2 tRNA genes and 3 rRNA genes are annotated in these 5,258 nt (G+C 55.7%); all 5 read right to left on the bottom strand.

Annotation, left to right across the window (positions count from 1 at the left end):
- Nucleotides 1–45: 45 nt before the first annotated feature.
- A 5S ribosomal RNA gene (gene rrf, locus HEQ61_RS11005) occupies nucleotides 46–160 on the bottom strand.
- A gap of 86 nt (nucleotides 161–246) precedes the next feature.
- A 23S ribosomal RNA gene (locus HEQ61_RS11000) occupies nucleotides 247–2,999 on the bottom strand.
- Nucleotides 3,000–3,231: 232 nt separating this feature from the next.
- Nucleotides 3,232–3,307, bottom strand: a tRNA-Ala gene (locus HEQ61_RS10995).
- A 27-nt stretch (nucleotides 3,308–3,334) separates the two neighbouring features.
- Nucleotides 3,335–3,411, bottom strand: a tRNA-Ile gene (locus HEQ61_RS10990).
- A gap of 150 nt (nucleotides 3,412–3,561) precedes the next feature.
- Nucleotides 3,562–5,047 (bottom strand): 16S ribosomal RNA (locus tag HEQ61_RS10985).
- Together the 16S, 23S and 5S rRNA genes with 2 tRNA genes alongside form the textbook arrangement of a ribosomal RNA operon.
- Between the last annotated feature and the right edge of the window lie 211 nt (nucleotides 5,048–5,258).

Here is a 5,258-nt window from a genome sequence, read left to right as displayed (position 1 = left end):
TTATTTTGTATAGAAGCAAGTTTTTTTGAATTGAGAGATGAGAAGACCTGGCGGCGCCCTACTCTCCCGTGCCTTGAGGCAAAGTACCATTGGCGCAGCTGTTTTTCACGGCCGAGTTCGGGAAGGGATCGGGTGTTTTTCCAGCGCCATGACCACCAGGTCATCACATCTCACAAATCGGGTATAGTTTTTTTTGTATGAATGGTGTGTTCCGTGCTTTTTGAGTGGCTTTACCACTGCGCACGGGCTCTGAAGCCTATCGAGCGATTAGTACCGGTTAGCTTCACGTGTTGCCACGCTTTCACACCCGGCCTATTGACGTGGTGGTCTTCCACGGCTCTCAAGGGATACCTTGTTTTGAGGATGGTTTCCCGCTTAGATGCATTCAGCGGTTATCCAATCCGTACATAGCTACCCAGCGGTGCTCCTGGCGGAACAACTGGTACACCAGAGGTACGTCCATCCCGGTCCTCTCGTACTAGGGACAGCTCCTCTCAAGTATCCTACACCCACGGCAGATAGGGACCGAACTGTCTCACGACGTTCTAAACCCAGCTCACGTACCTCTTTAAATGGCGAACAGCCATACCCTTGGGACCTGCTCCAGCCCCAGGATGAGATGAGCCGACATCGAGGTGCCAAACACTTCCGTCGATGTGGACTCTTGGGAAGTATCAGCCTGTTATCCCCGGCGTACCTTTTATCCGTTGAGCGATGGCCCTTCCACGAGGGACCACCGGATCACTAGAACCGACTTTCGTCTCTGCTCCACCCGTCGGTGTCGCAGTCAGGCTGGCTTTTGCTCTTGCACTCGTCGAGCGATTTCCGACCGCTCTGAGCCAACCATTGCGCGCCTCCGTTACTCTTTGGGAGGCGACCGCCCCAGTCAAACTACCCGCCACACAGGGTCCCGGTCCCGGCTTACGGGACGCGGTTAGACATCAAATACGGGAAGGGCGGTATTTCAAGGGTGGCTCCGCCTGGGCTGGCGCCCTGGTTTCATAGCCTCCCGCCTATCCTACACATCCAATATCTGATGCCACTGTGAAGCTGTAGTAAAGGTGCACGGGGTCTTTCCGTCTGACCGCGGGAACTCCGCATCTTCACGGAGAGTTCAATTTCGCTGAGTCGATGTTGGAGACAGCGGGGAAGTCGTTACGCCATTCGTGCAGGTCGGAACTTACCCGACAAGGAATTTCGCTACCTTAGGACCGTTATAGTTACGGCCGCCGTTTACCGGGGCTTCAATTCGGAGCTTGCACCCCTCCTCTTGACCTTCCGGCACCGGGCAGGCGTCAGACCCTATACGTCGTCTTGCGACTTCGCAGAGCCCTGTGTTTTTAATAAACAGTCGCCACCCCCTGGTCTGTGCCCCTCGCCTGTGGTTGCCCACGGGCGAGGCTCTCTTATTCCGAAGTTACGAGAGTAATTTGCCTAGTTCCTTCAACATCGTTCTCTCAAGCGCCTTGGTATACTCTACCAGTCCACCTGTGTCGGTTTCGGGTACGGTCATTGTTGGTGGTGTTATTTCCTGGCCCGTCTTCACCGCTGCTTCAATCCGATAAGGAGCAACGATTTACGACGGGCGTCACATCCACCTGGCCCACGAATATTAACGTGGTTCCCATCGACTACGCCTTTCGGCCTCGCCTTAGGGGCCGGCTTACCCTGCGCGGATTAGCCTTGCGCAGGAACCCTTGGACTTACGGCGACAGGGTTTCTCACCCTGTTTGTCGCTACTCATGTCAGCATTCTCACTTCCGATACCTCCAGCAAACCTCACAGTTTGCCTTCGCCGGCTTACGGAACGCTCCGCTACCGCTTGTCATAGACAAGCCCGCAGCTTCGGTGCATGGCTTTAGCCCCGGTACATCTTCGGCGCAGGACAGCTTGATTAGACCAGTGAGCTGTTACGCTTTCTTTAAAGGATGGCTGCTTCTAAGCCAACCTCCTGGTTGTTTTGGCCGTCCCACATCCTTTCCCACTTAGCCATGACTTGGGGACCTTAGCTGGCGGTCTGGGCTGTTTCCCTTTTGACGATGGACCTTAGCACCCACCGTCTGTCTGCCGGACAGTACTCGCCGGTATTCGGAGTTTGGTTCGAGTTGGTAAGGCTCGCGCCCCCCGTCCCGATCCAGTGCTCTACCCCCGGCGGTATAGATCCGACGCGCTACCTAAATAGCTTTCGCGGAGAACCAGCTATTTCCAGGTTTGATTGGCCTTTCACCCCTAGCCACAGTTCATCCCCGTCTTTTTCAACAGACGTGGGTTCGGTCCTCCAGTAGGTGTTACTCCACCTTCAACCTGACCATGGCTAGATCACCTGGTTTCGGGTCTACCGCATCGAACTGAACGCCCTGTTCAGACTCGCTTTCGCTTCGCCTACACCTGCCGGCTTAAGCTTGCTTGATACGGTAAGTCGCTGACCCATTATACAAAAGGTACGCCGTCACGGACATTCCCGGAGGAATTCCGCTCCGACTGCTTGTAGGCATCCGGTTTCAGGAACTGTTTCACTCCCCTTGTCGGGGTGCTTTTCACCTTTCCCTCACGGTACTGGTTCACTATCGGTCACTGGAGAGTACTTAGCCTTGGAGGGTGGTCCCCCCATGTTCAGACAGGATTTCACGTGTCCCGCCTTACTCGAGGACTGCAGTGTTTTTTACCCGTACGGGGCTGTCACCCGCTCTGGCACGCCTTTCCAGACGTTTCCGGTTGTTTCACTGCAGCCACTGGGCTGGTCCGCGTTCGCTCGCCACTACTTGCGGAGTCTCGGTTGATTTCCTTTCCTCCGGCTACTTAGATGTTTCAGTTCGCCGGGTTCGCTTCCACACCCTATGTATTCAGGTGTAGATACCGCAGATGCGGTGGGTTTCCCCATTCGGACATTTCCGGATCAAAGATTGCTCCCGTCTCCCCGGAACTTTTCGCAGGGTGCCACGTCCTTCATCGCCTTCCAGTGCCAAGGCATCCACCAGATGCCCTTGTCACGCTTGAGAGCCCATGCGCAGGGAAAAAACCACTGCACACGGAACACAGCATTCATACATTATGCGTTGAACATGCAGTCCTTCATGGCATCGCCATCCGGGCTTCCGGACGGCACGTGCCGGTCTGCAATCCAACGCGGTCACTAGACCCTTTAATTGCTTGCTTCTTTACAATGAATAACAACGAGACGGTATCGGGGCATGGCCCCGAACGGATTTCCCTGCAGTCAGTGCGGCGCGGTGGTGGAGGCTATCGGGATCGAACCGATGACCTATAGCTTGCAAAGCTATCGCTCTCCCAGCTGAGCTAAGCCCCCTGGGCCGCGGGTGTCCCTGGGCATCGGTGGTGGGCCTGGCTGGACTCGAACCAGCGACCTTACGCTTATCAGGCGTACGCTCTAACCACCTGAGCTACAGGCCCGAGCCTGTGCACCGGCGTGTACCATGAATGGTACCGTCTGACTGCGGAAGGGATACGAGGACGACCGTATCGGGTGCACCTTTCGGTGCGATGCCGTGATATCACGGCGTTGTGTTCTCGGTGATCCAGGTTGCCCCGGATACATCCTTGAAAGGAGGTGATCCAGCCGCAGGTTCCCCTACGGCTACCTTGTTACGACTTCACCCCAGTCGCTGACCCTACCGTGGCCGGCTGCCTCCTTGCGGTTAGCGAACCGTCTTCGGGTAAAACCAACTCCCATGGTGTGACGGGCGGTGTGTACAAGGCCCGGGAACGTATTCACCGTGGCGTGCTGATCCACGATTACTAGCGATTCCGACTTCATGCACTCGAGTTGCAGAGTGCAATCCGAACTGGGACGACTTTTTGGGATTTGCGCCTTCTCGCGAAGTGGCTTCCCTCTGTAGTCGCCATTGTAGCACATGTGTAGCCCAGCCCGTAAGGGCCATGAGGACTTGACGTCATCCCCACCTTCCTCCGGCTTGTCACCGGCAGTTTCCCCAGAGTGCCCAACTTAATGATGGCAACTGAGGACGAGGGTTGCGCTCGTTGCGGGACTTAACCCAACATCTCACGACACGAGCTGACGACAGCCATGCAGCACCTGTGTGGGATCCAGCCGAACTGAAGGAACCGTCTCCGGTTCCGCGATCCCCATGTCAAGGGCTGGTAAGGTTCTGCGCGTTGCTTCGAATTAAACCACATGCTCCACCGCTTGTGCGGGCCCCCGTCAATTCCTTTGAGTTTTAACCTTGCGGCCGTACTCCCCAGGCGGAGTGCTTAATGCGTTAGCTGCGCCACCGAAATGCATGCATTCCGACAGCTGGCACTCATCGTTTACAGCGTGGACTACCAGGGTATCTAATCCTGTTTGCTCCCCACGCTTTCGCACCTCAGCGTCAGTACCGTGCCAGATGGTCGCCTTCGCCACCGGTGTTCCACCCAATATCTACGAATTTCACCTCTACACTGGGTATTCCACCATCCTCTCACGGACTCAAGCCTTGCAGTATCAAAGGCAGTTCCGGGGTTGAGCCCCGGGATTTCACCCCTGACTGACAAAGCCGCCTACGCGCGCTTTACGCCCAGTAATTCCGAACAACGCTAGCCCCCTTCGTATTACCGCGGCTGCTGGCACGAAGTTAGCCGGGGCTTCTTCTGCGGGTACCGTCATCATCGTCCCCGCTGAAAGAGCTTTACAACCCGAAGGCCTTCTTCACTCACGCGGCATGGCTGGATCAGGCTTTCGCCCATTGTCCAATATTCCCCACTGCTGCCTCCCGTAGGAGTCTGGGCCGTGTCTCAGTCCCAGTGTGACTGGTCATCCTCTCAGACCAGTTATGGATCGTCGCCTTGGTGCGCCGTTACCACACCAACCAGCTAATCCAACGCGGGCCAATCCCAAAGCGATAAATCTTTCCCCCTCAGGGCGTATACGGTATTAGCCAAGGTTTCCCCAGGTTGTTCCGTACTTCAGGGCATGTTCCCACGCGTTACTCACCCGTGCGCCGCTCCCGGATAAATCCGGGCGCTCGACTTGCATGTGTTAGGCCTGCCGCCAGCGTTCGTTCTGAGCCAGGATCAAACTCTCAAGTCATAATCGACAGTCTCTTAACTTCACAAAGCGTATGCTTAAATCAAAGATACCAGACTACCGTCTAAACACGGTCGTCCACGTATCCCTTCCGTCTCTTCACTCTGTAAAACAGCACCAGACACCAACAAAACCAGAAAAACCAGTCCCTCAGCGTCGGGACGCACCTTCTAAGCCCCAATCCAAAAATCGTCAACACAATTCCTTAAACAAA

The organism is Haematospirillum sp. H4485 (assembly GCF_012102745.1).
Classification (GTDB): Bacteria; Pseudomonadota; Alphaproteobacteria; order Rhodospirillales; family Rhodospirillaceae; genus Haematospirillum.
The sequence above is the reverse complement of the archived record's forward strand: the minus strand, read 5'-3'. Positions and strand labels throughout refer to the sequence as shown.